25 protein-coding genes and 1 other annotated feature are annotated in these 26,524 nt (G+C 44.4%); of the genes, 17 read left to right on the top strand and 8 right to left on the bottom strand.

The features are described 5' to 3' along the window. Nucleotides 1-7 precede the first annotated feature (7 nt). The 9 genes from ACFQ4A_RS11120 to ACFQ4A_RS11080 all read left to right on the top strand — a co-directional run bounded on the left by ACFQ4A_RS11120 (nt 8) and on the right by ACFQ4A_RS11080 (nt 9,907). A complete protein-coding gene (locus ACFQ4A_RS11120; RefSeq protein ID WP_382400562.1) occupies nt 8-1,348 on the top strand; it encodes a replication initiation and membrane attachment family protein in 1,341 nt (446 codons plus the stop codon). Between the two features lie 5 nt (nt 1,349-1,353). Next, nucleotides 1,354-2,292, top strand: coding sequence for a primosomal protein DnaI (gene dnaI / locus ACFQ4A_RS11115; RefSeq protein WP_382400560.1), 939 nt, complete (start codon nt 1,354-1,356; stop codon nt 2,290-2,292). 256 nt (nt 2,293-2,548) lie between these two features. Further along, nucleotides 2,549-3,406: a putative sporulation protein YtxC gene (gene ytxC, locus ACFQ4A_RS11110; protein WP_382400558.1), complete on the top strand. Its 858-nt coding sequence runs from the start codon at nt 2,549-2,551 to the stop codon at nt 3,404-3,406. 346 nt (nt 3,407-3,752) lie between these two features. Next, nucleotides 3,753-5,699 (top strand): threonine--tRNA ligase, encoded by a 1,947-nt coding sequence (thrS, locus tag ACFQ4A_RS11105; protein WP_382400556.1) that lies wholly within the window; start codon nt 3,753-3,755, stop codon nt 5,697-5,699. A gap of 650 nt (nt 5,700-6,349) precedes the next feature. Next, nucleotides 6,350-6,477: a sequence feature (ribosomal protein L20 leader region), on the top strand. Nucleotides 6,478-6,546: 69 nt separating this feature from the next. Beyond that, the gene (gene infC / locus ACFQ4A_RS11100) at nt 6,547-7,050 is read left to right on the top strand and encodes a translation initiation factor IF-3 (RefSeq protein WP_382400554.1); all 504 of its coding nucleotides are present in this window, start codon (nt 6,547-6,549) and stop codon (nt 7,048-7,050) included. A gap of 29 nt (nt 7,051-7,079) precedes the next feature. Further along, a complete protein-coding gene (gene rpmI, locus ACFQ4A_RS11095) occupies nt 7,080-7,277 on the top strand; it encodes a 50S ribosomal protein L35 (RefSeq protein ID WP_382400552.1) in 198 nt (65 codons plus the stop codon). Nucleotides 7,278-7,344: 67 nt separating this feature from the next. Further along, nucleotides 7,345-7,701 (top strand): 50S ribosomal protein L20, encoded by a 357-nt coding sequence (gene rplT, locus ACFQ4A_RS11090; protein ID WP_382400550.1) that lies wholly within the window; start codon nt 7,345-7,347, stop codon nt 7,699-7,701. 213 nt (nt 7,702-7,914) lie between these two features. After that, the gene (locus ACFQ4A_RS11085; protein ID WP_382400727.1) at nt 7,915-9,117 is read left to right on the top strand and encodes an MFS transporter; all 1,203 of its coding nucleotides are present in this window, start codon (nt 7,915-7,917) and stop codon (nt 9,115-9,117) included. Nucleotides 9,118-9,334: 217 nt separating this feature from the next. Next, nucleotides 9,335-9,907, top strand: coding sequence for a TVP38/TMEM64 family protein (locus tag ACFQ4A_RS11080; protein ID WP_382400548.1), 573 nt, complete (start codon nt 9,335-9,337; stop codon nt 9,905-9,907). Nucleotides 9,908-9,968: 61 nt separating this feature from the next. Here the strand turns inward: ACFQ4A_RS11080 and ACFQ4A_RS11075 are convergent, their stop codons facing one another. Then, nucleotides 9,969-10,361, bottom strand: coding sequence for a sigma-w pathway protein ysdB (locus tag ACFQ4A_RS11075; protein WP_382400546.1), 393 nt, complete (start codon nt 10,359-10,361; stop codon nt 9,969-9,971). Between the two features lie 122 nt (nt 10,362-10,483). Between ACFQ4A_RS11075 and ACFQ4A_RS11070 the strand changes: the two genes are divergently transcribed. Together ACFQ4A_RS11070 and ACFQ4A_RS11065 are read left to right on the top strand one after the other, a co-directional pair. Beyond that, a complete protein-coding gene (locus ACFQ4A_RS11070) occupies nt 10,484-10,969 on the top strand; it encodes a dUTP diphosphatase (protein WP_382400544.1) in 486 nt (161 codons plus the stop codon). Between the two features lie 70 nt (nt 10,970-11,039). Beyond that, on the top strand, nt 11,040-12,125 hold the full coding sequence (locus tag ACFQ4A_RS11065) for a M42 family metallopeptidase (RefSeq protein ID WP_382400542.1): 1,086 nt from the start codon (nt 11,040-11,042) through the stop codon (nt 12,123-12,125). A gap of 61 nt (nt 12,126-12,186) precedes the next feature. On the opposite strand, the gene ACFQ4A_RS11060 is transcribed toward ACFQ4A_RS11065, so the two are convergent. The 6 genes from ACFQ4A_RS11060 to sspI all read right to left on the bottom strand — a co-directional run bounded on the left by ACFQ4A_RS11060 (nt 12,187) and on the right by sspI (nt 17,965). Beyond that, the gene (locus ACFQ4A_RS11060) at nt 12,187-12,840 is read right to left on the bottom strand and encodes a lytic transglycosylase domain-containing protein (protein WP_382400540.1); all 654 of its coding nucleotides are present in this window, start codon (nt 12,838-12,840) and stop codon (nt 12,187-12,189) included. Between the two features lie 64 nt (nt 12,841-12,904). After that, complete coding sequence (locus ACFQ4A_RS11055; RefSeq protein ID WP_382400538.1) at nt 12,905-13,576, bottom strand: ABC transporter ATP-binding protein; 672 nt, start codon at nt 13,574-13,576, stop codon at nt 12,905-12,907. After that, nucleotides 13,569-14,687 (bottom strand): ABC transporter permease, encoded by a 1,119-nt coding sequence (locus ACFQ4A_RS11050; RefSeq protein WP_382400536.1) that lies wholly within the window; start codon nt 14,685-14,687, stop codon nt 13,569-13,571. The genes ACFQ4A_RS11055 and ACFQ4A_RS11050 overlap by 8 nt, the downstream gene beginning before the upstream one ends. Continuing rightward, entirely contained in the window at nt 14,684-15,904 is a 1,221-nt protein-coding gene (locus ACFQ4A_RS11045; RefSeq protein WP_382400534.1) for an ABC transporter permease, read from the bottom strand. The genes ACFQ4A_RS11050 and ACFQ4A_RS11045 overlap by 4 nt, the downstream gene beginning before the upstream one ends. 15 nt (nt 15,905-15,919) lie before the next feature. Continuing rightward, on the bottom strand, nt 15,920-17,500 hold the full coding sequence (locus ACFQ4A_RS11040) for a hypothetical protein (RefSeq protein WP_382400532.1): 1,581 nt from the start codon (nt 17,498-17,500) through the stop codon (nt 15,920-15,922). A gap of 240 nt (nt 17,501-17,740) precedes the next feature. Continuing rightward, entirely contained in the window at nt 17,741-17,965 is a 225-nt protein-coding gene (gene sspI, locus ACFQ4A_RS11035; RefSeq protein ID WP_382400530.1) for a small acid-soluble spore protein SspI, read from the bottom strand. 97 nt (nt 17,966-18,062) lie between these two features. Between sspI and ACFQ4A_RS11030 the strand changes: the two genes are divergently transcribed. The 3 genes from ACFQ4A_RS11030 (at nt 18,063) to pheT (ending at nt 22,629) form a co-directional block, all read left to right on the top strand. Continuing rightward, the gene (locus tag ACFQ4A_RS11030; protein ID WP_382400528.1) at nt 18,063-18,800 is read left to right on the top strand and encodes a TrmH family RNA methyltransferase; all 738 of its coding nucleotides are present in this window, start codon (nt 18,063-18,065) and stop codon (nt 18,798-18,800) included. A 353-nt stretch (nt 18,801-19,153) separates the two neighbouring features. Continuing rightward, nucleotides 19,154-20,203, top strand: a complete 1,050-nt coding sequence (gene pheS / locus ACFQ4A_RS11025; RefSeq protein WP_382400526.1) for a phenylalanine--tRNA ligase subunit alpha — start codon at nt 19,154-19,156, stop codon at nt 20,201-20,203. Continuing rightward, the gene (gene pheT, locus ACFQ4A_RS11020; protein ID WP_382400524.1) at nt 20,203-22,629 is read left to right on the top strand and encodes a phenylalanine--tRNA ligase subunit beta; all 2,427 of its coding nucleotides are present in this window, start codon (nt 20,203-20,205) and stop codon (nt 22,627-22,629) included. Before pheS ends, pheT begins: the two co-directional genes overlap by 1 nt. 44 nt (nt 22,630-22,673) lie before the next feature. On the opposite strand, the gene rnhC is transcribed toward pheT, so the two are convergent. Then, nucleotides 22,674-23,603, bottom strand: coding sequence for a ribonuclease HIII (rnhC, locus tag ACFQ4A_RS11015; protein WP_382400523.1), 930 nt, complete (start codon nt 23,601-23,603; stop codon nt 22,674-22,676). Nucleotides 23,604-23,846: 243 nt separating this feature from the next. Between rnhC and zapA the strand changes: the two genes are divergently transcribed. The 3 genes from zapA to polX all read left to right on the top strand — a co-directional run bounded on the left by zapA (nt 23,847) and on the right by polX (nt 26,515). Continuing rightward, entirely contained in the window at nt 23,847-24,107 is a 261-nt protein-coding gene (gene zapA / locus ACFQ4A_RS11010) for a cell division protein ZapA (RefSeq protein ID WP_382400521.1), read from the top strand. A gap of 6 nt (nt 24,108-24,113) precedes the next feature. Further along, nucleotides 24,114-24,671, top strand: coding sequence for a CvpA family protein (locus tag ACFQ4A_RS11005; RefSeq protein ID WP_382400519.1), 558 nt, complete (start codon nt 24,114-24,116; stop codon nt 24,669-24,671). 110 nt (nt 24,672-24,781) lie between these two features. Continuing rightward, nucleotides 24,782-26,515 carry a DNA polymerase/3'-5' exonuclease PolX gene (polX, locus tag ACFQ4A_RS11000; protein ID WP_382400517.1) on the top strand — a complete coding sequence of 578 codons (1,734 nt, stop codon included), beginning with the start codon at nt 24,782-24,784 and terminating at the stop codon, nt 26,513-26,515. Nucleotides 26,516-26,524: the final 9 nt, after the last annotated feature.

Here is a 26,524-nt window from a genome sequence, read left to right as displayed (position 1 = left end):
GGTTAGCATGATGAATGACATCGGAAAGATCTTGCCAATTGAAGGTTACCGGGTTTTATTGAAAGGCAGCCTTCCGTTTGACTACTCGAAATCGTTAACACATCTGTATCAGCCGCTGATCGGAATCCAAGCCATTTCCTTATACCAGACCCTGATGAATGAACGTGACTTTCAACAGGACGCCACAGCCCAAACCCATCATACACTGATGAATTACATGAACCTGCCGCTTGATGCCATCTACCGGGCAAGACGTATGCTGGAAGGTGTCGGATTACTGAAAACTTTTCAGCAATCCGGTGAGCACAAAACGTATACGTATGTACTGCAAAGCCCGTTTGCACCGGTGGAATTTTTTGCTGACGATATGCTGACGCAACTACTCTATCACCATATCGGACAGGCAAAATTTGACATGTTGAAGGCGCATTTTCGATTACCGGCAACTGAAAAAGGTACGAACATTACGGCTTCGTTCAATGAGGTGTTCCAGACGTTTCAGCCGAACACAACCGGTTTGGATATCACGGATAATGATCAGGCGCCGGAAGAAGCCATCCCATCGATTGATTTTTCCTGGATGGAACAGATGCTCAAATCCCGCATGATTCCAGTCAAAAACGTACTGACGACTGCTAATAAACGACTTATGTCACAAATGATGACACTTTATGGTCTAGCTGAATTTGAAGTGGAAAAAGCGGTTCTATGGGCATTGACGGAAGAAAATATACTGGATTCCAAAGAATTTAAGGAAGCCTGCCATGATTTGTTTCAGACCTCACATCAAGAAGCAACGATCAAACTGATGGAAAGAAACGACATGCCAGCAACCGACACGGACGATCAATCGACGACAAAAGAAGAACAGCTCATGAAGAAAATGGAAAACATTTCGCCAAAACAACTACTTGAGGATTTGTCGAGCGGTGGTCAGGCATCCGGCCAGGATTTGAAAGTGATTCGTGATGTGATGACGACACAAGGGTTGCCATCACCGGTCATGAATATTCTTATCCACTATGTCCTGCTGCAATCGGATATGAAGCTGTCAAAAGCTTATATGGAGACGATTGCCAGTCACTGGTCACGTGCCAATTTGAAAACAGCTAGAGAAGCCATGGCATTTGCCAAAAAACAAAAGACACAGTATCAGCAGCGGCAAACGAAACGGAAAAACAACCGCAAACCAGCGGCGAAAGAAGTTGTACCTGATTGGTTCAAAGAACGGAAGAAACAAAAACCGGAACCACGGCGAAATAATCAGGACACACATCAGAATGACGCGGAATTTGCAGCGCTTCTTCGGGAATTCTCTAACGGACATAACAACCATTCGCAAGGGTGAAGCATATGAAGCCAGTACAATCCGAAATTAAAAAATGGATGAACCAGAACAAAAACTTCAAAGAGAATTACTTACAAATAAGGGAAGAAGTTCTAAACGATCCTGAAATTAGTGAATTTCTATCACTTCATCCGCAACTCTCGCAAAAAGAAATTGATAAAAACCTTATCAAGCTCCATGAATATAAAACACAATCCAAGCAGTGTGATCAGTGCCAGTGCTTTGATCAGTGTATTAATATGCTTCAAGGATACTCACCGATTCTGCGGGTAGAGAATAATGAGATACACCTTGTATATGAAAAATGTTATAACCGGATCAATGATGAGAAACAGAAAGAACAACAAAATCTAATTCAGAGCCTTTATATGCCGAAAGATATATTGAATGCAAGCATTAATCGTATTTCTGATGTTGACGGGCAGCAGCGAAAGCCGGTTGTACATGAAATGTTGAACTTCCTGAAGGAGGCCAAAACCAATTTCCCGAAAAAAGGAATTTATTTTTATGGTCCGTTTGGAGTTGGAAAGACCTATTTTCTTGGAGCACTTGCTAATGAACTGAAGCGGTTAAATATCGCCTCCATGCTTATCTATATGCCTGAATTTGTTAGGGAAATGAAAAGTTCCATAAAAGATGACTCCATCAATGAAAAAATCAATTATTTCAAAAAGACTGATGTTCTTATGCTTGATGATATTGGTGCTGAAACACAATCAGCATGGTTCAGAGATGAGATACTAGGGTCTATTTTACAATATCGCATGATGGAAAATCTGCCGGTATTTTTCACTTCCAATTACAGTATGGAACAGCTGGAGGAACAGTTGGCCACTACAAACCGGGGCGGCAGTGAAACAGTCAAAGCGGGCCGGATTATTGAACGGATAAAACAGGTCAGCAGGGAAGTCAACCTGTCGGGTCAAAACCGACGAGACTTATAATGTTCTCAAGATATGACTGATAAGCCCGCCTGTACTCCTATAATCGAAACAAAATCCGAAAAGGTGGCGTGTCCCAAAAAATTTTGTGGCGCATGCCACCTTTTTCATGTTTTGTTCGATTGTAATGTAAAAGGATACGCTACACTGACACACCCTATCACAACAGCCAAGCCATAGATAGTTACTAGTTTCATGGCACCATACATTTTTTCACATTGATGTCCATATAATGTATCAGTTTGGTTGGATGAGGGTGATGTATTTGCTGGAGGTTTACTTTGAGTCGGACAGAGAAGCGATAAGTTTCTGTGAGAAGTTATTTCAACTTAATAAACAAATCGAATTACATTGGAAAACAACTGAAGAATGGGGGAATCATCTGCAATTGGACAACCGGGTGCCCGAGAACAATTTTATGGAGTCAGTTGCCGGGGCAATGGTTGGGGTTTTCGTGACACATCGGCTAACTGACTTGATCAGTCGCATTATACGGCGTAACTATTATTATACAAATTCAGATGAAATTGAACGGATCATGGATTTATCCCATTGGATTTTTTCCGGGGACGACGATGACAGTCAGATGGTCAGAAAAAACAAAGACCCGAGTCAGCTGCTGTATTCCTTGTTCCTGGCGAACATTCAACAATCCGGGTCCATTCATTTTGAGTCAATTGTCAACTTTCAATTGAAAGTGTTTAAAAACCAGCTAATCCATTATGTCGGGCTGGCCATTGATGAATTCAAACGCGAGGAAGACCACCAGGCGTTCATTGACATGCTTCGGGGATATGTCAAAAAACGCACCCCTGTCGTTGATACGGTTCACGTTCTGCAGGGAGAGGCATTTTCATTTTTTAAATCGGATGGCAGGCAGTTTTCAAGGATGGAATTGCGGACACTTATGCAGAAGGAGCCGCTATATATCGTCGGATTGGATGCTGACGAACTGAATTTGTCGCCGCTGATTACCATGGCACCGGAAAAAATTAAGATTTATGGCGATGATCCATCCGAACCGAAAACATTGACAGTGATTAACATATTTCAGGAAAGGGCCGAATTTACATCAATCAGCAGCTTTCCGTTCCCGTATCATTCAAAAAATAAATAATATCGGTTGATTTTATGTTAAACAACAGCTATAATACAATTTATATTAATTCATGAATGTTAATAGTATTGATGAGGACATGATTGTTTGGCTGACTGGGCAGACAAGAGAAGGAAGTCATCGGCTGAAAACTTCCGCTGACCATCTAAATAATTACCACCTCTGAACTCTGTTGTCGAACCAATGAGTAAACAGCAGCGTATTATCTGCGTTAAAGAAAAATGAAGCCGCATGTTGTGCGGGAATTAGGGTGGAACCACGTGTTAAGCGCTCGTCCCTTTGCTTTAAGGCAAAGTGGCGGGCGTTTTTTAATGTGCCAAAATATAAAAACAAAGGAGCGGTTATCATGGCAGACATCACCATAACGTTCCCGGATGGAGCAAGCAAACAATTTCCAGAGGGAACAACCGGAGAAGACATTGCAGGCTCCATTTCACCGGGATTAAAAAAACAGGCACTGGCCATCAAGGTGGATGGAACATTATTTGATCTGCGAAGGGAGCTTCCTCACGGTGGGGAGATCGAATTGATGACGTATAAAAATCAGGAAGGCATCGATATCATGCGTCATTCAACAGCCCATCTTTTGGCACAGGCCGTCACCAGGTTGTTTGATAATGTGAAATTCGGTGTCGGTCCGGTCATTGAGGAAGGCTTTTATTATGATATGGACTTGGATCATGCCCTGACACCTGAAGACCTTCCCAGAATTGAAAAAGAAATGAAACGAATTGTTGACGAAAACCTGGAAATCGAGCGGGTTGACGTTTCCCGCCATGAGGCGAAAGAGATGTTCCGGGAAATCGGTGACGATCTTAAACTGGAGTTGATCAATGATATCCCTGAAGGTGAGCAGGTCACCATTTATAAACAAGGTGAATTCTTTGATCTGTGCCGCGGGGTGCATGTACCGTCAACAAGCAAAATCAAGGCATTTAAGTTGCTGAGTGTATCTGGGGCTTATTGGCGCGGTGACAGCAATAATCAGCAGCTGCAGCGCATCTATGGAACAGCGTTCGAAAAACAAAGCCAACTTGATGAGCATTTGCGCATTCTGGAGGAACGGAAAGAACGCGATCACCGTAAACTGGGTAAAGAACTGGACATCTTCACAGTTTCACAAAAAGTTGGGCAGGGACTGCCGCTCTGGCTGCCAAAAGGGGCGACCATCCGGCGAAACATCGAACGCTATATCGTTGACCTTGAGGAACGGCTTGGTTATGACCATGTGTATACACCTGTTTTAGGCAGTGTTGACCTGTATAAGACGAGCGGGCACTGGGATCACTACCAAGATGACATGTTCCCGACCATGGAAATGGATAACGAAGACTTGGTTCTCCGGCCGATGAACTGCCCGCATCATATGATGGTCTTTAAAAATCAATTATGGAGCTATCGCAATCTGCCGGTCAGAATTGCGGAACTCGGAACGATGCACCGTCATGAAATGTCTGGCGCACTGGCAGGGCTGCAGCGTGTCCGGGCGATGACACTGAATGATGCACATATATTCGCTCGTCCGGATCAGTTGAAGGACGAGTTTATCCGGGTTGTGAAGCTCGTGCAAAAAGTATATAAGGATTTCGGAATCCAGGATTATTATTTCCGCCTATCGTACCGTGATCCAGAAGATAAAGAGAAGTATATCGATAATGATGACATGTGGGAAAAGGCCCAGGCTATGCTGAAGGAAACAATGGAAGAAATGGATGTCGAATATGTGGAAGCAGAAGGGGAAGCTGCCTTTTACGGCCCGAAATTGGACGTACAGGTGCAAACAGCATTAGGAAAAGACGAAACGCTGTCCACTGTTCAGCTTGATTATCAGCTGCCGGAACGGTTCGATCTGACCTATATCGGTGAGGACGGCAAAGAACATCGCCCGGTTGTCATTCATCGCGGTGTTGTGTCCACAATGGAACGGTTTGTGGCATTTCTGATTGAGGAATATAAAGGCGCATTCCCGACATGGCTTGCACCTGTTCAAGTGAAGGTTATCCCGGTATCACCGGATGCGCATTTGGAATATGCGAAAGAAGTCGCGGATAAATTACGTTTTGATGGTGTGCGCGTCGAAGTGGATGAACGTGATGAGAAAATCGGCTATAAAATCAGGGAAGCACAGACACAAAAAGTCCCGTTCGCCCTTGTTCTGGGGGATAATGAAATGGGGACGGGTAGCGTGAATGTGCGCCGGTATGGTGAGAAACAGTCTGAAACATTAAGCTATGACGATTTTAAAGCACTGATCAAACAAGAAATCGATCAAAAAGTGCTAAACAAAAAATAGCAAGAAACCCGGGTAAGCAAGAAAGCCCGGGTTCTTCATTTAGGCTCTTGTTATGCTGCGTTTAACCCTCGCAGTTGATATAAACTGCGACGTAACTTTTGGGATGTTTTCTTCCAAGTCTATCGGGGCTGACTGCTGGTTCGTCGCTGCGGGGTCTTCAGACTGTTCCTTTCCCGCAGGAGTCTCGCATTTTTCCGCAGCTCAGTGTCGTGTTCTGTCTTAGTGAGAGAAAAACCGCTGATCACCGATTTTATGGGGCTCAACACTCATTATGCAGAACGTCACTCCCAGCGGAGGAATACGCGGAGACTCCTGCGGGAAAAGTGGCCAAAGTGAGACCCCGCAAGGCGAATGCCTGAGGAGGCTCACGGGTCACCCGCGGAAAGCGGAGCGTATTTCCGGAGCGGTGTCATTGCACTCAAAATATATTCTATGTCGTAATATATGGCGTTTTGTGTCAAAAACAACAACCTTTTAGGAAACAGTCTTAATTTATAAGAAACCTCGATGGATCGACATGGTATTAAAGCATCTGGGCTTCCTTTTTAACTGCAATTATGATAAACTTAAAATGAAGCTTTTACAGCTTGGCAAAATAACTTGACACATTGTGTAATAGATGCTATTCTATAAAAGCTGAAAAAATGATCTGAGACAAGTAGAAGCACCCGCTTCTCACCTGATCGACGCAAAATAGCAGTCGGCTGGTCCTAACTTTTTCAATAGCCATTATTGGAGACGTGTGGGTGCATGTATGCATCGACACATTTTTATTTGCGATAAACTCACTTGTCAATGAACAGATCACGAATTAAAATTTTGGAGGTGTCTAGCAATTAGCAAAGAGATGAACGTCAATGAAAAAATCCGTGCCCGAGAGGTACGGCTGATCGACTCTAATGGCGATCAGTTGGGAGTGAAGCCACGGAAAGAAGCGCTGCAAATCGCGCAAACGAGAGACCTTGATCTGGTGCTTGTGGCACCGAACGCGAAACCACCGGTATGCCGTATCATGAACTATGGCAAATATCGTTTCGAGCAGCAAAAGAAAGAAAAAGAGGCACGCAAAAAACAAAAGGTCATTAATGTTAAAGAAGTACGTTTCACTCCGGGAATTGGCGAGCATGATTTTAACACCAAGCTTAAAAATGCACGGAAATTCTTAAGTAAAGGTGATAAGGTGAAAGCAACTGTCAGGTTCCGCGGACGCGCCATCACGCACAAAGAGCTTGGCCGAGAAGTGCTTGACCGCCTGGCGGAAGAAACAAAAGATGTGGCAACGATTGAATCCAAAGCAAAAATGGAAGGCCGCAATATGTTTATGATGCTTGCGCCAAATAAAGATAAATAAGCTTTCAACGACACAAGGAGGATACCAATATGCCTAAAATGAAAAGCCATAAAGGAACGCAAAAACGGTTCCGTAAAACAGGTACAGGAAAATTAAAACGTGCGCATGCGTACACAAGCCATATGTTTGCTCATAAATCACCGAAGCAGAAGCGTAAACTGCGTCAATCAGCTATTGTTTCCAAAAGTGATTTCCGACGTATCAAAACAATGCTTCCATATAAATAGGCTTGAAATTTTACCAGAACATTATCATGATGCAACGATTTTTCAATTGTATTAGGAGGGAATTGACATGCCACGCGTAAAAGGTGGAACAGTGACGCGTCAACGTCGTAAACGCGTATTAAAACTAGCAAAAGGGTACTATGGTGCCAAACATTCGTTATTTAAAACAGCCAAACAGCAAGTGATGAAATCCGGTCAGTATGCTTATCGTGACCGCAGACAGAAAAAACGTGACTTCCGCAAGCTGTGGATCTCCCGTATTAATGCTGCCGCACGCATGAACGATATTTCATACAGCCGATTGATGCACGGGCTGAAACAGGCTGGTGTTGAAGTAAACCGTAAAATGCTGTCTGATCTAGCTGTTAACGATGAACAAGCATTTGCCCAATTAGCCGATAAGGCGAAAGCGGCATTGAAATAGTGCAGAATTCAAAAGGCCAAATCCGTTTAATGGGTTTGGCCATTTTTCTATTAAAGCGGCCATTCTATAATGAATATGGCGTGATAAACACATTTATTGAATAAAGTGTCGCTTTTGAAGAGTCATGGAATTCATTTCGTTATTATATAGGTGTAAATAGAAAGGTGTTGAGGGAAGGTGGGACGTTTAACAGAAGGCAATCGCAAGCAAACGATTCAATCAAACAATAAAACCGTCTATTCGATCTTGTTCATTATTGGAACGTGCCACTTATTAAACGACACCTTGCAGGCGGTTGTTCCCGCCATGTTTCCCATTTTGGAAAATTCACTAGGGTTGACGTTTACACAAATTGGCCTTATCGCGTTTACCTTGAATATGGTTGCTTCAGTCATGCAACCGTTTGTTGGGATGTATACAGATAAACGGCCAATGCCGTATGCCTTGCCTATTGGACTGGGCAGCAGTATGTTCGGAATGTTCGGCTTGGCTTTGGCGCCGAATTTTTGGGCTATTTTGGCGAGTGTGTTATTTATCGGGTTGGGTTCGGCTGTATTTCATCCGGAGGGTTCGCGGGTAGCATACTTTGCAGCAGGTTCACGCAGGGGATTGGCGCAATCGATCTATCAGGTAGGCGGGAATTCTGGTCAGGCGCTCGCTCCTGTGATTACCGCACTGATTCTCGTTCCATTGGGTCAGTTCGGTGCCATTTGGTTCACATTCATTGCTGGATTGGCAGTCCTTTTTTTAATTTATATTGCAAAATGGTACGCAACACAAATTGATCATTCCCCGGTAAACGTAAAAGCTCGGAATGGCAGCGGTGAGCGTGATAAACGTCTTTCCAAAGCAATAAAAAGGGCGCTTATTGTCCTTGTCTTTATTGTGTTTGCCCGTTCCTGGTATAAAAATGTCATTTCCAATTTTTATGCCTTTTATGCGATTGATCGTTATGGGGTGACAATTGCTGAATCACAAGGCTATACGTTCATTTTTCTATTATCCGGTGCAGTTGGAACCTTTTTGGGTGGACCGTTTGCCGATCATTTCGGTAAACGGAATGTCATTATCTTTTCGTTATTAGCTGCCGCTCCTTTGGCCTTGGTTATGCCGTTTGCTGGACCAGTGATGGCGATTTTCTTGCTCGCCTTGTTAGGGGTCATTATCATGTCGAGCTTTTCGGTAACCGTTGTTTATGCACAAGAACTGATCCCGGGAAAAATTGGTACGATGTCGGGATTGATTGTTGGTTTGGGATTTGGCATGGGAGCGATTGGGTCGGTGGCGGTTGGATCGTTGATCGACTTCATTGGTCTCACCCCGACGATGATGGCTGCAGCCTTTTTACCACTGCTTGGATTGCTGACGTTTTTATTGCCGTCCGATAAGAATGTCCGGGAATGGTATGGCGGTTAACGCGTTTTATAACAGAGGCTGTTCTGTTTTGGTTCGCACATTCTGTACAATTTTGGAAAGAGAATCTATATAGTCAATCCGTATTGGACGCTTCTTCCAATTATGCCGTCAGACTACTGACATTGGTTTGTTTAATGGATGTCATAACGGCTCGTCTCTTGTCATATATATGAACTGATGTGTGAACAGGACCAGGAGCCGGAGAAGGAGGGGAGCTATGGAGCAGTTTGGCTATTACATCATGATGTTTATTGAAACAGGCGGGCTGTTCGCACCGATTTTATTTATCAGCTTTCATTTATTAAGGCCATTATTTTTTCTCCCGGTTGTTTTCATTTGTATTTCGGGCGGGGTTCTTTTCGGGGCTGTAGCCGGAACGTTATACTCGGTCATCGGCATCACACTTTCCAGCATAATTTTTTATGGCTTGATTCGCTGGATGCCCAAAACGCTCGGGAAACTTGTCCTTTTAAAACAAAAATTAATGGGGACTGGTTCTGAATTGACGACATCGCAAATTGCACTTTTACGACTCGTGCCTTTTATTCATTTTCATTTGTTATCGTTGTGTCTGATTGAGGTCTCGGAAAACTTCAGGGATTACACCAGGTCGTCGTTGTTGACGAATATTCCGCTGGCGTTTGTTTATACGTCTGTTGGTAAGTGGCTGTCAAACTTATCCCCGTTTTATATCCTCGTTTTTTTACTCACATTGTTGCCTTTCATTTATCTGCTGCGCCGAAAAGAAATTTTTATAAAATGGGATGATTTTTTTCAGGTCAGCACATGATGCCAAAAAGCGCACTCGCCCAGGGTGCGCTTTTTCCAACTAGCATTCACAATGCCCAAAATCAATCAACCGGTGTTATGATCAATTTATTGATGGGATATTTCCACGTAATGGCGGCGTAAGGATAGCGGTTTAATAATTCGTTTTCCATAAAATATAAATCGTCCCGCGTTATGCCTTCCAGTTCATCCGTATCACGCGCAGACACATCGATATTGACAACCTCAAACGCCTTTTCAGTGACACCGATATATTTTTCCCCTTCAAACAAACAGCCTTTATAAACAAATTGGATATTTTTTTGGGAATTAGCAGGCTCATCAGCCAAATAGAATGTATTGGCTGTTTTGGCGATTTGCAGTTTACGGTCCGGGCTCCGAAAATATTGAATGATCAAATGGATGAGCAGACCGAGCGCGATGAGAATAAGTAATCGGATCAAAAGGACCATCATATCGACCGTCTCCCTGTTATGTTTGATAGCAGTTAGTACGCACCAGCTTCCTGAAAGTTTCACGATTGGGATCATTTCATGCTAGAATAGTTCTAAACGTGATAGGAAATGGGGTGAGAAAAATGGATTGGTCACCATTGTATACGATGCAGGCGCAATTGGATACTTATATTGTGTCGCACCATGATCTGTCGGGCAAGGATCTGTTCCGCGAAAAATATTTGGCATTACTGGTGGAACTGGGCGAGCTAGCTAATGAAACAAGGTGCTTTAAGTTTTGGAGTAGGAAACCAAGGAATAAACAGTCAGTTATTTTGGAAGAATATGTTGATGGCATTCACTTTATTTTATCGCTCGGACTGGACAAAGGCTACCGGTATGACTCAAACGACTTAAAACCTGCTGACACAGATGAAACAGGGCAATTTAATCGTGTATATGAGGTGTGTGTTACGTTTTACCGCGATCCTTCCGAAGCGCATTACAAACAGTTATTTGCGCGTTATTTGCAGCTGGGCAAGTTGCTTGGCTTTGATGAAATAGCAGTTAAAGATGCCTACCTAAAAAAGAACGAAATCAATTATGAGCGGCAAGATCAAGGATATTAATAAAAATGGTTTGGCATTTTCACTGGAACCGTTATAATGATAGCGGAACATAAAAGGAGGTTTTTTACATATGGCTCATTTAGATGAAACCAACACGATGCTGAAAGATTTGACAGATGCACGTGGAATCCCGGGGGATGAAAAAGAACCACGGGAGATTATGGAAAAATACATTGCCCCATATGCTGACGATGTGTATACCGATAACCTGGGTAGTCTGATTGCGAAAAAAACCGGTGAGGAAAACGCGCCGAAAATCATGGTTGCCGGCCACCTGGACGAGGTTGGATTTATGGTTACCCGCATCGATGACAACGGCTTTATCTATTTCCAAACAGTGGGTGGCTGGTGGAATCAGGTAATGCTTGCCCAGCGTGTCACGATTATGACCGCTCGCGGCGATGTGACAGGTCTGATCGGGTCCAAACCACCGCATGTGCTGACAGCTGACGAACGCAAAAAGCCGGTTGAAATTAAAAATATGTTTATTGATATCGGCGCGTCAAGTAAAGAGGAGGCACAAGAATTCGGTGTCCGGCCGGGCGATTCAATCGTGCCTTACTTTGAATTTACCCAAATGAAAAATGATAAGATGCTGATGGCCAAAGCTTGGGATAACCGGATTGGCTGCGCGATTGCGATCGGAGTCTTAAAACAGCTTAAAGGTGACAAACACCCTAACATTGTTTATGGTGTTGGAACGATTCAGGAAGAAGTCGGTTTGCGCGGTGCGCGAACATCCGCTCATGCCATCCAGCCGGATATTGGTTTTGGCGTGGATGTTGGCATTGCCGGAGACATGCCGGGCGTGTCCGATAAAGAAGCGGACAGCGAACTGGGAAAGGGGCCGCAAATCATTATTTATGATGCATCAATGGTGCCAAATAAGGGTGTCCGTGACCTGGTTGTTGATACGGCGGACGAGCACAATATTCCGTATCAATTTGCATCCATTGCCGGTGGTGGAACGGATTCCGGTTCCATTCATTTAACGGCAGACGGTGTTCCATCGTTGTCTATTACGATTGCAACACGCTATATCCACTCACATGCCGCAATTTTGCATCGTGATGACTTTGAAAATGCCGTGAAGCTGATTGTCGCCACGATTAAGAAATTGGATGCCGACAAAGTGAGTGAAATTAAGCTGGGGTAACCCACGTACTGATGAAATAGGAAAGATAAAAACGCCTGAACACATGCCAGGCGTTTTTATCCTACGTCAAGTAGCGGGTCATGACGTTGTCAACATATTGCTTTGTTTCGTTAAATGGCGGGACACCTTGGTATTTGTCCACATTCCCGGGACCGGCATTATAAGCAGCAAGCGCCAGTTCTATATTGCCGTTATACGTCTCAAGCATCCGGCTCAAATAGTTTACCCCACCGTCAATATTCTGCTGCGGATCATAAGGGTTGGTAACACCAAGAGCCACCGCTGTTTCCGGCATGAGCTGCATCAGCCCCTGTGCACCGGCACGGCTTGTCGCATTCGGGTTATAATTTGACTCCGCTTCAATGACCGAATGAATCAATTCAGGATCGACCCCATATTTTTCAGCAGCTTGTGCTATGTCAGCATTCAATGTATCCCGTGAGGCAGTGTTGACCGCGACACCGGGTGAAAGTTGACTGATATGGCCCCCTGGCTGGCTGTTCAGCCCTGAATATTTCCCTACCGTATCGTCGTTTGATCCAGCATCTAATTGGACCTGTTCAGTCGAGTGATCATGATTGATCTGCTGCTGGAGCAAAAGCTTGAATGGTTCATCTGTCATGGGCCTATTCCATGGGGTGCCGGGGGACCCGGATGATGTTAGCGTGGCCATTGCCTGTTGCTGTATGTATGATTGCAGACGACGTATATCCATAAATCCATCTCCTCATCCTGTTACGTTCAGTTTATAACGGAAAACGTCAATAGGCAACAAAAAGTTACAATGAAATCGGATTCTCACCATATGCCTTTAACACCTGGTAATAAAATGGATCATTACCAATACAATAAATCTTGTCGCATAATTGCCTAATTTCATCCATATCATGTGATGTATATAAAATCATTTTCCCATCAGATTTTGCTAGGTTGTTTAAATATGCGCCAATTTCCTTGCGTGATTTCAAATCAATTCCCGCAGTCGGTTCGTCAAGCAGTAACAAATTAGGCTCATGAATCAGGCTGATCGCGATATTTAGTTTACGCTTCATGCCGCCTGAAAGCGTATTGACCGGATCGTCCCACTTGTCCAGCTTCATTTCAGAGCAAAGCTGTCTGAGTTGATCCTTATTTAGCCGGTTCCAGGCAAGCTTTTCGAAAAACACCATATTTTCCGCAACTGTAAATTCCTCCCATAGCGCGACATCCTGCGGGGCAAAGCCGATTTGCCGGCGGACCTTTTTTAACTCAGTCTTGTACGACTGGTTGTTCAACGTGATGGTACCGGACGTTGGCCTGGATAATGAAGCAAGAATCTGCAGCAGGCTTGACTTGCCCGCGCCGTTTTCACCAACAAGGCCAATGATTTCGCCGGGTTTGACTGAAAATGAAAGTGAATCCAAAACCTGCTTCTTTCCATAGGCTTTTGACAATGATTGAACCTCAAGCATCATATCGCTCCTTTCTGAACAGCCAAATAACAGCAAATACTGTAACCAAGACAGACCACAGGCTGATATATTTTCCTGAAAATAGTGGCGCCAATGGGTTTACGGGATCAAACCATGACCAGCTGCCGCCTATCCCTGATGGAAGCATAACACCACTGCTAATCCCAACAATCAAAACCAGCGCAAATGACACAATATAATATAAAAATACGTTCCTGAAAAATTGAGCAAACAGGAATGCTGCTATACAGACGAATAGGCGGTAAACCAGTAGATTCATGAGACTGACCCATTCCCCGAATAGAAAATAGATTATACTGACGGTGAAAAAATCAACCATTAATAACACGACACTGTATACGATAAAGTTTTGCAGCAGGTATGATTTTAACGTTTTCCGTGAAAAAGCAAGGCGTAACAGGGCACGCGATTGTTTTTCTTTCATAACCCAGTCAAAAATAAGCAATGTGGAAAGAAGCATGGCAATCGCCCAGATCTCCCAAACCGGGAAGAGTCGTGGGTTATCACGTGATCCTGCCGGGGCATCGTGAAACGAAAAAGCTGTGTCCAGCAAGTTTTCGTCTTGCTGGATTTCCCGGCTTTTGGACATGATTTCCTCGATTGTCCACGCTTCTTGTCCATCGTATTGCTTTTCCAGTTCTTTGATAACAAATGCTGCTTTGGACCGGCCGGTTTCCTGCTGTACGTATGATAGAATCATTTCCTTGACGGGTGAGTAGGCGAACGATAAATTGGTCTGATAACTGGTGATCAGTTGCTGCCGGTTATCCTGTCGCACATTGTCTTGAAAACCTTCATGAATAATGAACACACTGTCCAGTGCATGTTTTTCCAAATCAGACAGTGCCTTTTCTTCAGAACGTAATTCCATCCTGATAAACGGTGTTGACTTTATTTCCTGTATCAATTCTTCGGCAGCGTCCGTATGTTCCTCTTGGACAATACCGACAGGAACGTTGGCATCTTCCTGTAGTGTACCGGTTATGAGCGTTATACTGATGGTAGCTATGACGGGAAACAAAAGCCAGAAAATAAGGCTGATCCAATGTTTTTTCCAGTGCATAAGACGTGTTGTTATGATCTGTTTCATGGAATCGTACGCTCCTTCCATACCGTCGTGCCAATCAACAGTAGTAGAACAGCCATCAGTATAAGCGCCATCGGTATATAATCGGCATACAGCCGGTTTTCCAATAATATCTCCTGCAGCCAGTGGAAGGCTTCACTGGCAAAAACGTACGGGAGCAGATCCTGCACATATAACGGGAAATACAAGGTTGGTATAATGGCCCCGCTTGCCAATAAAACAATAAGTGTGAACATTGACTGAGCAAGCAGTCGTCCTTTTTGTCCAGTGATTATCGTTTCGAGAATGGCCAGTATGACGAGGTATGTGAAACTGTATAATCCGGTTATTACAGTGATGCGACCATAATCCTCACCATATAATGCCATATCCATTAATGTGACGTATGTATAGATTGCCATGCCGGCCAAAATGCAGGTCAGTACAAATGCTGTCACGATTTTCGCCGTCAGTTGCTGCCGTATGGTGACACCATATAAACGCATTCTGTTTTGCATGCGCGCTTGCGCCTCAGTTGTAAAAAATGAATAAAATATGAACAGCCAAATCGTCACCATCATGAACCATCCGGCAAGACCATAGTATTGAACGGGTGAGGTGCTGGCCTGATTTGTGATTTGTTTTTCATCCATCATTTTGTCTTTTCCGACGGCATAAATGAGAAAGTCATTAAATTGCTGGAGGAGTATGTCCTGACGTGTCTCGTTATCAATGGACAACTGTTTGGCGTAAACGTTTACCGTTAAAATATTAGCCTGTGACGCGCGGATATGTCTGGCAATACTGTCGAGCACTTCTTTGACAAGATAACTTTCCGTTTGCTTTCCGGGATTACCGGTTATATGTAAGGTGACTGAATTTCCATTATACAAACTTTTTGTGAAGCCTTCAGGAAAAGTCACAAAGGCACTCAATTGGGTGCTAATCTGCTTTTCGGCCTGGGTTTTGGTCATTTCCTCGATGTGAATGACACTTCCCAGTTGTGATGACTCTTCAATTAAACCGACAACTGTTTGGGTTTCCTTTGATTGGTCCAAATCAACCAACCCGACATGAATCGGTTCTGTGTCTTCGGGCATGAAGATGGAAATAGCAACAACCGTAACAAGGGATATGAGTATAATCGGAAACAGTAAAAGAAGAGGAAGTGAGAACCACTTCCTCTGTAATGTCTTAAGATTGCTTCGTATGAACAATAACGTGTGCTTTATAAATGTCATGCCGGCACTTCCTTATTAGAAACTGTTCATATTACCGCCGGGGACACCCATATGTCCCATGAGCCATTGCTCGAATTGTTGGGTAACGTCGGTTTGAAAATATTGCTCCAACTCATCAACAGACATGTTGCCAAGGTCTTTTACATTGTCACCATCAGGCTGTTCAACTTCATGAATGGTCTTGGCATCGTTACTGACATGCAGGCTGACGATATCCTGTGGCAAATCCGGCATTTCCACCGATAGTGTGTGGTCGGCACTTTTCTGGTCCTGATCATACGTAGCTTCTCCGCTCCAGATTAGACTGCCGGAGCCATTTGGGCTTGGGCTGTTAAATGTGACGGTTCGTTCAAAATCCCTTGTGCCGTCCTGAAGCGTGGATGAACCGGTATAGGATAGCTCGATATCATCCGCGCCAATTGTAATCGAGTCGTCAAGCACATCATCCTGATGGGAGAGATCGGCGTCAAACATAAGTTCCATGTCGTCAATCGCTAACTCATAGTCAAGTTTTTGGTGCTCATCCTTTAATAATTGACTACCATTGATTGTCAAAGTAGTCAATTCCTCGTTTTTAGGTGCTAGGCTGATGGAAAGATCACGCTGTACGATCAGGTCATCTTGTACCCAGATAACAGAGGTTAAGCCGTCGGGAATCTGGAAATCTTCCACGCCATTAATAGCTTCATCAATTGATTGCTCGAAATCATCCATCATTGTGTTCACTTCGTTTTCCATTTCGGCAGGCATCGTATTGGAAGCGAACATGCCAAATTGTTGCTGTTTGATTTGCGCTTCAATGATGTCTTTTAATTGGTCATCATGTTTCATTTTCTCCAGAATCGTTGTTGTGAGTTCTTTTACGTCCTGTTCAGACAGCTGGAGGGTGATTTTTTTCGTATCAACTGACTCATCCTGAACAGTCACAGTCTCATCCGCTGTTGCAAAGGCATCACTCGAAAGTTCCCCATAAACCATGGTCAGATATTCCTCTGTTATATAAGCTTGGTCTTCATCTGACAACATGCCATCCATTTGATTAAAAATGTATTCAAAATCCATATTCACATCGTTGAGTGCCGGATCTGCTTCCTGCAGCAGTTCCGACAACTCGCTATCGTTTATTTGCAGAATTTCTTCCAGGAACGGCAACTGTAATCTAGCATTATCGGCGTCAAGGTACATACTGATATTGTTCATCTCGATCCCGCCAAAATTGAGTTGCATGTCCGCTGCCATCCGGTTGTTATCTTGGTTCAATTGCGATGTCAGCTGCAAAGTTGATTGATTAAGCAGTTGTTCGGGGCCCATGCCCATATTATTGCTTGGAGGTCCGTTGTATTCGGCGGATAATTCCAGGGTATTTTCAATCGGATTTTCCATTGTTGTTTCCGCCCAATCAAATTCCGGCTGATACCGTTCCTCCCCTTTTTCTGCCAGAAATTCAATTGTGTTTTTTTCTGCTTTAAAGTATTGTGCTTTAGGGGTACCAGTTACCACCATAAAAGCAGCCACACTCCCACCAACAATGAGTACAGCCACCACAATAATGGCTATGTATTTTTTAGGCACCCCTTTTTTCGCATTTTCCTCCATAAATGATCTCCTTTCTGATTCCTTATAAACGATATGTATTATGAAGTCCCTTGTCTTAATACAATAGTTCCATTATATATCATTCTTTGAAAAAATGGTCAATTGTGTTGAAAATAGTAGAAAAATATTGACGAAACTATAGATCGATAGACTATATAAATGTTGGCGCAGCCCATGCACGCGGCTGTTTTTTTCCATAAAAAAAGACAGGTGCGTAAATGCGCCTGTCTTTATGTTCCGTTACGCTTTGCCGCTCGCATCTTTAACCCCTTGTTCCAATGCTTTAATCATATCCTGTTTGTCCTGTTCATCGGACTGTTCCCAAATTAGCTCAAAGAGAACGCCCAAACCAGGGAGCATTTTTTCTTCACCGTCCTCGATGGCATCGACAATGGTTGCTTCCAATTGTTCCTGATCATTTGTTGCAATATTGGATACGATCGCTTTCCGTAAATTCAGATCCATGAAACCACCTTTTCTGCTTTTTAAACTAACGATAGTTTGACCGACAAAGCATAAAATATGTATCATAAAGGAAAAATGTCGAAGTAGGTTGAAGATCATGATAACATCGTTACAGAATCCAAAAGTGAAGCAGTGGTTAAAACTGCACAAGCGGAAAGGGCGCAAACAGTCCGGAATGTTTCTGGTGGAAGGGTTTCACTTAGTTGAAGAGGCCGTTCAAAGCAATTGGGAGATCGACGACATCATTGTGGAAGAGGGGATTGACTGCCCGGACTGGTGCAGAGCATTTATGCCTGTCTTGGTCAACAATAAAGTGATGCAGCAAATAACACGGACTGAGTCCCCCCAGGGAATTGCCGCAGTGGTTAAAATGACAGAGCCAAAGGTCGGAGTCCGCGATAAGATACTGATAATCGATTCGATTCAGGACCCGGGCAACCTGGGTACCATGATTCGGACAGCAGATGCGGCTGGGTTTGACATGGTCGTGCTTGGTGAGGGAACAGTTGATGTGTACAATGATAAAGTGGTCCGCGCGACACAGGGTTCTTTATTTCATGTGCCGATCGTGCATGCTATATTAACCAGCATGATACCTGTGCTGCAGACAGAAGGGGTTGTCGTTTGGGCATCAGCCCTTGCTGATGCCATTCCATTTCATCAAGCGAAAGCGGGCGATAAAGCCGCGTTAGTCATTGGGAACGAAGGGGCAGGCATTGACGACGCTATTATCGCTTTAGCCGATCAAACTGTTAACATCCCAATTTACGGGCAGGCTGAATCACTCAACGCCAGCGTTGCAGCGGGCATATTAATGTATTCACTGATAAGATAGTTGCATCTTTTCACCAAATTATTTATAATAAAAGAAATTTGATTAAAAACGCATTATAAAGGCTGTGAAAGAGACAGGTGGCAATACACTGTCCAGCAAAAAGGGAGGAGATGTCATGGACTGCGAGCATCTCCGCTGTGACAATTGCTGCCATTTCACTCTGGAGCTGGCACTTGGACCTTTGTAAAAGTAAAGGTGCCCCGGATGATGGCATCCGTTATCATGTTAAAGTTGGACACGAAGCAGTTGTGTCAACAAGGGTGGTACCGCGACAATACAGCCTCGTCCCTTCTAGGGATAGAGGCTTTTTTTAATGGTGACCATGACCAAAAAATGTATAAGGGGGCATATGGATGAAAGAGCAATTGGAAGATATCCGCAAAGAGGCACTCGCTGAAGTCAAAGAGGCAAACAATTTAAAAGCGCTTCAGGAAATAAAAGTAACCTATTTAGGTAAAAAAGGATCCCTGACACATGTGTTACGTGGGATGGGGAAGCTATCCAAAGAAGAACGGCCTGTCGTTGGCGAGATAGCGAATAAGGTCCGTGAGGTGATTACGGCGGCAATTGAGGCTAAAACAGCTGACCTTGAGCAGGCTGAAATGGAAGAAAAACTGGAAAAAGAAGCCATTGATGTCTCATTGCCGGGCCGCCCGGTGCGTGTCGGCGGGCCGCATTTATTAACAAGTCTTATCGAAGAGATTGAAGATTTATTCATCGGGATGGGGTATGAAGTACGTGAAGGTCCGGAAGTGGAAACCGATTATTATAATTTTGAGGCGTTGAACTTGCCAAAAGGACACCCTGCCCGCGATATGCAGGATACATTTTATCTCACAAATGAACTGCTTCTCAGAACGCACACATCACCCGTGCAGGCAAGAACAATGCAGGATTATGGCGGAACACAGCCGGTGAAGATGATCTGTCCCGGGAAGGTTTACCGGCGTGATACAGACGATGCTACCCATTCCCATCAATTCACACAGATTGAAGGGCTGTATGTCGATGAACATGTCAGAATGAGTGACTTAAAAGGAACACTGGACACGTTTGCCAAAAGCATGTTTGGTGATGACCGGGAAATCCGTCTGCGGCCAAGCTTTTTTCCGTTCACCGAGCCATCTGTCGAAATGGATATCTCCTGCAAGGTATGCAAAGGGGATGGCTGTTCTGTCTGCAAGCACTCCGGCTGGATTGAAATTCTCGGAGGCGGGATGGTTCACCCGAATGTATTGGAAATGGCCGGGTACGATCCCGATGTATATACCGGATTTGCATTCGGCATGGGACCGGAGCGGATTGCCATGCTGAAGTACGGCATTGATGATATTCGTCATTTCTACACGAATGACAAGCGCTTTATGACGCAATATCACCATGCAAAAGGAGGGACACTGTAATGCTTGTGTCGTTAAATTGGCTGAGAAACTACGTTGATATCGCGTCAAACAGTCCTGAGGAAATTGCGGAAAAAATTACAAAAAGCGGTATCGAAGTGGATGGAATCGAGTATTTTGCCGACAAAAGCGATGGGGTTGTCGTCGGTTATGTCGAACAATGTGAGCAGCATCCGAATGCAGATAAACTAAGCCTGTGCCAAGTAGATGTTGGTGAAGACCAGCTGCAAATCATCTGTGGTGCACCGAACGTCAGTCAAGGCCAAAAAGTGGCTGTGGCCAAGCCTGGTGCTGTATTGCCCAACAATTTCAAAATCAAAAAAGTGAAGCTGCGCGGTGTCGAGTCAAATGGCATGATTTGCTCACTCCAGGAACTCGGGGTTGATGAAAAATACGTTCCCAAAGATGTTGCTGAAGGGATTTTTGTATTTCCGGATGATGTCACGGTTGGTGAAAGTGTTGAACCGCTTCTGAATTTAAACGATGCCATCCTGGAATTTGATCTCACACCAAACCGCGCTGATGCTCTGAGTATGCTTGGTGTGGCCTATGAGGCAGCAGCTATTCTTGACCAGGATGTGACGCTTCCGAGTGAAGACGTCGAACACGGTAGTGAAAAAGCAGACGATTATATTTCCGTCCAGGTGGAAACACCTGAGTTAAATCCTTATTACGGCGCGTTCATGGCTAAAGATGTTGAGATCAAACCATCCCCATTATGGATGCGCAACGCTTTAATGGCCGCCGGTATACGCCCGATCAATAATGTGGTGGATATTACCAACTATGTGTTGCTCGAATATGGTCAGCCGCTACACGCCTTTGACTATGACCGTTTTGGTTCTGATCTGGTCGTAACGCGACGTGCTCGGGAGCATGAAACGATGATGACGCTCGACGGTGAAGAAAGAACGTTGACGCCTGAGAATCTTGTTATTACAAACGGAAAAGAACCGGTTGCCCTTGCCGGTGTGATGGGCGGCGCGAATACAGAAGTTAAAGATGACACGACGACTATTTTACTGGAAGCCGCCTATTTTGACCCGGCTGCAGTCAGAACCACCGTCAAAGATACCGGGTTGCGCAGTGACGCCAGTGCTAGATTTGAAAAAGGCGTTGACCCTGACCGGGTGGACCGGGCTGGATGGCGTGCTTGTCATTTACTCGAAAAATACGCCGGGGCGACGATATTAGCAGGCCCCGTTGCCTTTGACGCGTTAGACCGCCGTGAGAAAGTCGTGACCATTGAAACAGATGACATTAATAAACGTCTTGGTACGGCGATCACCACAAGCGATATCGGCGTTATTTTACAGAAATTACAGTTTTCATTTGAACAGGAACAGGATCGGTTTGTTGTACATGTCCCAACTCGACGTGGTGATATAACCATTTTTGAAGATATGCTGGAGGAGGTTGCCCGCATATACGGCTATGATCATTTGCCCTATACCTTGCCGCACGGATCATCACAGGCCGGCGGTTTAACGACAAAACAGCAATTGAAACGTGACGTTAAAAACTATTTGCAAGGTGCTGGGCTTATGGAAACGATCACGTATTCATTAACCGATGATGTGATGATTGATAAGCTAATCAGTCCGGAACTCAAGGAACAAAAACCAAACGCTGTTCAACTCGCCATGCCAATGAGTGAAGACCATAAATATTTGCGCCTGAGCATTTTGCCGGAACTTTTGCGAACCGTGTCCTATAATTTGGCACGAACGCAAACGGACATCCATTATTTTGAACTGGGAAATGTCTTTATTTCCCATGAAGAAACCCCTTCACGCCAGCCTGATGAACAAATGCGCTTATCGGGGGCACTTACCGGATTGTGGCTGAACCATCCATGGCAACAGGAGAAAAAACCGGTTGACTTTTATGTTGTCAAAGGCATTCTTGAAGGGTTGTTTGACTTTTTGGGTATGCCGATAACGTTTGAACAGGCAAAATTGCGCGATATGCATCCCGGCAGGTGTGCGACGATCTCGCTCGATAATCGTGTGATTGGATTTTTTGGACAGGTCCATCCAAACTTTGAAAAAACGATGGATCTGAAAGAAACGTACGTATTTGACATTGACATGGCTTATTTATTGGACGTCTATCAAAATAGGACAGACTACGTGCCGATTCCGAAATATCCGTCGGTCGCAAGAGACATTGCCTTTATTGTTGATGAATCGGTCAATGCCGGGGATATCAAAGCAATGATTGAAGCAGCCGGGGCGCCGCTCGTTCAAAACGTGCAGATATTTGATGTTTATAAGGGTGAAAATTTACCGGAGGGCAAAAAATCGATTGCCTACAGCCTGCTTTATCAGGATCCGGAAAAAACATTGAAAGATGATGAGGTTGAAGAATCCTATCAGAAAATTATCAGCAAAGTAAATGGCGCATTCGACGCCTATGTGCGCACCTGATATGAAAGAGCAGGCACTCACGCCGGTGTCTGCTCTTTTTAGTTTTACAGCTTGTTTAGCGCTTTTGTCGTGTTGGCAAAGTGGGTTTTGGCACAAGTGTCCAGAAAATCTTGGCCATGTGATTTAATGATCCGGGCGGCTGCCTGGTCTACTTTTCCCGATGCACCTTTCGGCAGTGTCAAGCCTGCCTGGTTCGATAATTGGTCCATCTCCTTTACGAAGCTGGTTCTCGCAATGATGGACGCGGCCGCTACAGCGATTGAATAACTTTCTGCCTTGGTCATGAAGTACGTGTTTTCATGAAGGTGTTCGTGTTCTGCTGCAATATGCTTTTTATAAACGGCGGGTTCACAAAATTGATCAATCAGGATGCCTTCTGTTTCCGCGTCATTCATTTTATTTAAAACATGGCTGATGGCATGGTGGTGGAGCATGGCTTTCATTTTTCCCTGTGACCATCCTCGTTTTTTAAGCTTATTGTATTTCGTATTGCGTAAAACCAGAAGCGAATACGGCATATCCAGCGCCAAGATATCTCCGGCGATTTGCCGGATGGTTGTATCAGTCAGGTTTTTGGAGTCTTTTACACCTAATTCTTTAAGCAGTGGCATTTGTTCCTGCCTGACAAAAACCGCGGCTGTGGTGATTGGTCCAAAATAATCCCCTGTTCCGGCTTCATCTGATCCGATATGGCTTCCGGATAAGAGCGAATCTGGCGGTGGCATAGTGGATTTGGGAGCGGGTTTCTTTGGCTGTGCTGGTTTTTCCTTCATATGGCCGGTCCATTTTTCCGCTTCGGCTGCCGGGTTGTTACCCTGAAATAACACTTTTCCGGATTTATAAGCCGTTATGGTGGTATTGGCCGTCTTGGCGCGAAAAACCGCTCCTTGAGGGGGCGTTTGCAGGCTCTCGGTATAATACGTTTTCATGTTTTCAAGCATAGCCGCTGGTAATTGGTACACGGTCTGTGGCATGATTATCCTCCAATTGATGTGATGTTTTCAACAATAGCAAACACCGGGGTATAATGGAAATAAAAGACAAGCAATTTTCAACAGGTTTAGGTGTTCCTACGGTAAATTTTTGGATTTCCCGGTTGGCCGTTTTTGTGTTACGATATAGTAGATTATTTTAAGATGTAACATAGGGCTGATATCGAATTTTAATCAGTATCGGGTGAATCAATCGTTTGCAATGCTGATAGGAGGGTGTCTGGTGTGGCCCAGGATGATAAAACACGGGTAACAGTCGAAATATATAATAAAAATTATACAATAGTCGGAAATGAAGATACAAGTCACGTGCGTCTGATCGCCAGTCAGGTTGACCAGAAAATGCGCGAAATACACGGGGCAAACCAGCAGCTTACGACGACTGAACTTGCTGTACTGACTGCTGTCAACACCATGAATGATTATATGAAATTAAAAGAAGCGTATGCAGCCTTGCTTGGATCACAACATAAGAAAGAGGATTAATGGTCAATGGTAGATTTCGTTTTAATCGTATTACTCATTTTTGGATTTTTAATTGGACTGAAACGCGGGTTTATTCTGCAGGCATTTCATTTAATCGGGTTTATGGCCGCCTTCATTCTAGCCGCTTTATACTATGATGAGCTGGCACCGCAGCTAGCTTTGTGGATCCCATATCCTGATTTGGACAGCGATAGTGCATGGGCGGACTTCTTGGAAGCCTTGCCGGTGGAAGGCGCCTTCTACAATGCCATTGCGTTTGCGATTATCTTTTTTGCCGTCAAAATACTTCTGCAAATCATGGCTTCCATGCTTGATTTTGTGGCGGAATTGCCGATATTGCGCTCGGTTAATAAATTGCTTGGTGCGGCACTCGGTTTTGTGGAAATATACCTGTTGATTTTTATTGTTTTATATATATTGGCCCTTACGCCGTTAACGGAAATTCAGGCATGGATCAATGATTCATCGATCGCATTGTATATCATTGAACACACACCATTTTTATCGGAACAAATCAGGACATTATGGTTTACGAGCATGGATGACCTGATCAATGCCAATTAATCAAAATGAAAGGCTGGTTCGAATAATAGGCATTCCGATTGTCATTGTGTACAATGGGGATAGCCTTAATTGAATCGGCTTTTTTAATGAACACAAAGCAGGTGAATCGTATGGCTGTCAATAAAAAAGACGTTATTAAATTATTGGAGGATATCGCTGTCCGGCTGGAACTGAAGGGGGAAAATCCGTTCAAAGTTTCGGCTTACCGTAAAGCTGCCCAGGCACTTGAGCGGGATGACCGATCGATTGCGGCTATTGACGCTTTTTCGAAAATAAAGGGTATCGGCAAGGGGACAGCTTCTGTCATTGATGAATATATTCAGAAAGGGACATCGGAAACACTAACGCAGCTGGAAAAGGAAGTCCCACAGGGCTTGGTGCCGCTGCTGAACTTGCCTGGCCTCGGAGGAAAAAAGCTCGCCAAGCTTTACCAGGAGCTTGGTGTTACGGATGCTGACTCGCTGAAGGTCGCATGTGAAAAAGGGGACGTTGAACAGCTGGAAGGATTCGGGAAAAAGACCGCTGAAAAAATGATAACAGCGATTGACGAAGCTAATGAGCGTCCCGAACGGCTGCCGATTGCGACAATGTTTCCACTGGCTGAACAGCTTGAACGTTATTTGGATAAGATTCCGGAAATCGGGCAGTATTCCCGGGCCGGAAGTTTACGGCGAATGCGGGAAACGGTGCGGGATATTGATTTTATTATCGCGGCGGACCATTTCCAGCCAGTTCGTGACCGTCTGTTGGAAATGGATCGAATTAAGGAAATTATCGCACAAGGTGACACAAAAGTGTCCGTCACCCTTGAAGATGTTTATGACATTAATGTGGACTTCCGGATTGTTGCGCCGGAGGAATTTGCGACGACACTGCACCATTTTACCGGCTCCAAGGATCATAATGTTGCCATGAGGCAGCTTGCCAAATCCAAAGGTGAAAAAATCAATGAATATGGTGTTGAAGTTGAAGAGACCGGTGAAATCGTGACATTTCCAAGTGAACAAGCATTTTTTGAACATTTTAACTTGCATTATATCCCGCCCGAAGTCCGGGAAAATACCGGGGAGGTTGAAACATTCCGCGACCCCGTCCCGTTGCTTGAATTGGACGATATCCGTGGTGATTTGCACATGCACACGACTTGGAGTGACGGTGCGCAATCGCTGGAAGAGATGGTCAACCAGGCGCGCGTGAAACAATATGACTATATAACGATTACAGATCATTCCAAGTTTCTCCGGGTAGCCAACGGGTTAAATGAAACACGATTGCGCAAACAGCGGGAAGAAATTGCCAAGTTAAATGAAACGTATCAGGATATTCATATTTTTGCCGGTGTGGAAATGGATATTTTACCGGATGGAGCGCTAAACTTTTCGGATGACTTTTTACAGGAAATGGACTTTGTTATCGGCGCGATTCATTCCGGTTTCAATCAATCACAGGAGCAAATCATGGCACGGCTCGATGCTGCACTGGAAAATCCTTATGTATCCCTAATTGCCCATCCTACAGGCAGACTGATCGGCCGTCGTAAAGGGTATAATGCCGATGTTGAACGGCTGATTGAGCGTGCCAAAGAAACGGATACAGCTCTAGAGATTAATGCCAACCCGAACCGGCTCGACTTGTCAAGTGAGTGGGCGCAAAAGGCGCAGGAGGCAGGCGTTAAAATCGCCATTAACACCGATGCTCATGATTATCAAATGCTTGATCATATGGCATATGGTGTCGGAGCTGCTCGCAAAGGGTGGCTCAAAAAAGAGACTGTCATCAATACGTGGCCAACACAAAAACTGACCGACTTTATGAATCGTTCGATAGAGTCAGATCAAAGATAAATTCAGTCG

It is taken from the genome of Lentibacillus salinarum, from assembly GCF_042679865.1.
Classification (GTDB): Bacteria; Bacillota; Bacilli; order Bacillales; family Amphibacillaceae; genus Lentibacillus; species Lentibacillus salinarum.
The sequence above is the reverse complement of the archived record's forward strand: the minus strand, read 5'-3'. Positions and strand labels throughout refer to the sequence as shown.